This is a genomic window from Rhodoblastus sp., from assembly GCF_041915505.1.
Lineage (GTDB): Bacteria > Pseudomonadota > Alphaproteobacteria > Rhizobiales > Beijerinckiaceae > Rhodoblastus.
Genome location: NZ_JAYSBG010000450.1, coordinates 1 through 2499, shown reverse-complemented (window position 1 = coordinate 2499; position 2499 = coordinate 1). Strand labels below are relative to the sequence as shown.

General features: G+C 63.8%; 3 protein-coding genes and 1 tRNA gene. All 4 read left to right on the top strand.

Annotation, left to right across the window (positions count from 1 at the left end; translation table 11 throughout):
* Positions 1–662, top strand: a 662-nt coding sequence (locus ACE3S9_RS18445) for a beta-ketoacyl-ACP synthase 3 (RefSeq protein WP_374547932.1), incomplete at its 5' end; no start/stop codon positions are given.
* Between the two features lie 229 nt (positions 663–891).
* A complete protein-coding gene (locus ACE3S9_RS18440; protein ID WP_374547931.1) occupies positions 892–1254 on the top strand; it encodes an integration host factor subunit alpha in 363 nt (120 codons plus the stop codon).
* Between the two features lie 88 nt (positions 1255–1342).
* Positions 1343–1900 (top strand): MerR family transcriptional regulator, encoded by a 558-nt coding sequence (locus ACE3S9_RS18435; RefSeq protein ID WP_374547930.1) that lies wholly within the window; start codon positions 1343–1345, stop codon positions 1898–1900.
* A 71-nt stretch (positions 1901–1971) separates the two neighbouring features.
* A tRNA-Pro gene (locus ACE3S9_RS18430) sits at positions 1972–2049 on the top strand.
* Positions 2050–2499 lie beyond the last annotated feature (450 nt).

Sequence of the window (2499 nt, the reverse complement as noted above, 5' to 3'; positions counted from 1 at the left end):
GCGTGGCCTTCGATCTGCAGGCGGTCTGCGCCGGCTTCGTGTTCGCGGTGACGACCGCCGACAAATTCCTGACCTCCGGCTCGCACAAGCGCGCGCTGGTGATCGGCGCCGAGACCTTTTCCCGCATTATGGACTGGGAAGACCGCACCACCTGCGTGCTGTTCGGCGATGGCGCCGGCGCGATCGTGCTGGAGGCCGAGGAGCAGCCGGAGGGCGCGCCCGTCCGCGGCGTGATCGCCAGCAAGTTGCGCTCCGACGGGCGCCATCGCTCGAAGCTCTATGTCGACGGCGGCCCCTCGACCACCGGGACGGCGGGCCATTTGCGCATGGAGGGCAAGGACGTGTTCCGCTTCGCGGTGGGGCAGGTCACCGATGTGATGGTCGACGCCTTCGCCGAGGCCGGCGTGACCGCCGACGACCTCGACTGGTTCGTGCCGCATCAGGCCAATCAGCGCATCATCGATTCCTCGGCGCAGAAGCTCGGCATCGCCCCGGAAAAGGTGGTCAAGACCGTGCAATGGCACGGCAATACTTCCGCCGCGTCGATCCCGCTCGCTTTGAGCGTGGCCTGCGAGGATGGCCGTATCAAGCCGGGCGATCTGGTGATGATCGAGGCGATCGGCGGCGGCTTCGCCTGGGGCGCCGCCTTGATCCGCTGGTGAGGGACGGGGCGGCGATTCAGGCGCCGCCCGGCCGCCCGCGAGCGTCGCGAAAAGGGCCGCGCGAGAGCCTCCGTATCATCCGCAAACTTCGCGTTTTGTCTCGAAATATTTGATTTATAGGGTATAAATCCGCCAAAGGGAGAGGCGGTCAGCGCTGTGACGCCACAACAAGGCCGCCAAAAATTCCTAACAAGAATTCCGAACAAGAATCCTTCGAGGGGCGGTTTCGATGACGACGGAGACATTGATCGCGAAAGCAGCGGGGCAGGAGAGCGCGCCGCCGCGTTCCGACGAGGCCGCGCGCAGAGGCACGGTCACCCGATCCGATCTCGCCGAGGCTCTGTTTCGCCGCATCGGCCTGTCGCGGCTCGAATCGGCGCAATTGGTGGAAATGGTGATCGACGAGGTCAGCGACGCCCTGCTGCGCGGCGAGAATGTGAAGCTCTCGGGCTTCGGGACGTTCCTGCAGCGCGCCAAGCGCGAGCGCGTCGGCCGCAACCCCAAGACTGGCGTGGAGGCGACGATTTCGCCGCGCAAGGTTCTGGTGTTCAAGGCGTCCCACATCATGCGCGAGCGCATCAACCGCGACTGAAGCGCGCGGCTCTGGACAAGTTCCGGGTTTGGCGGAAAATCGGATCGCGCCGATATCGGCGCGATGATGATTCGCGTCGGAGCGCTTGATGGACAAGACCCAGGACGCCTTTCGCACCATTGGCGAAGTCGCGGAGGAGCTGGATCTCCCGCAGCATGTGCTGCGGTTCTGGGAAACCAAATTCAGCCAGATTCGCCCGGTCAAGCGCGCCGGGGGTCGGCGCTATTATCGGCCCGAGGACGTCCAGCTCGTCGCTGCGATTCGCATCCTGCTCTATAGCGAAGGCTATACGATCCGCGGCGTACAGCGCATTCTGAAAGAGCAGGGCGCGCGGGCCGTGGTCGCCGCCTCGCGCGCTGGCGGGCGGGGCGCGCCGCCGCCGCCCGAAGACGAGGACGAGACGGTCGCGCTGCCTGGCGAAGTTATGCTTGCCGAAGCGGACGGCGAACTGGGTGAGTCGTCGGGCGACGGCCCAGCGTTTGTCGCGCAGCCGGCGGCGCCAGACGCGTTAGTTCCAGGCGCGTCAGTTGGCGCGTCACTCCTTGGCGCGACGCGGCTTTCGGCGCAGGATCGCCATCGCATGGAGGCCATTTTGGCGGAGTTGGTCGAGGGCGGCCGCATATTGGACGAGGCGCGACGCGGTTGATCGAGCCTTCATGACGTTTTTTTCCCCGCGGCGTTGCCAGTGCCGACGGGCTTCACTATAAGGCGGACAGTCGGAGTGTAGCGCAGTCCGGTTAGCGCACTAGTCTGGGGGACTAGGGGTCGTGGGTTCGAATCCCGCCACTCCGACCATTAACTACCTTGTTTTCATTGCGAAAAAGCCGCGTCTGTCGTGACGCGGCTTTTTGTGTTTTTGGGAATGAAAGTGGCTTCGAATCCCGGAATGGGCGCAAAAAGTCCCGGGAATTGTTCGTGAGATGTTCTGGATCGGCGTCGTGCTGTTCCTCGCAGCGATCGCCTGTTACATCGTTTCGCAGGATCGTTCGACACGCCCCCGCCGTTGATGGCCATTCGTGACGCCTTTTAAACTGCCGCGTCGAGTTCATCCCGGAGAAGCCGCCGGCGCTTGAGGCAGGAATGGCCGATCCGATCGTCGTCGCATCGAGAGATCGCTGGCCGCCCCCGCTCAAAGCATGGATTTTATAGATATTTGGGCGCTCACGTAGGCGCCGCGTTTACTTCTGAGCGGTTATTATAATTCCGCGGCGATAAAAGCCGGCGCTGCCCGCACAATTAGAAGGG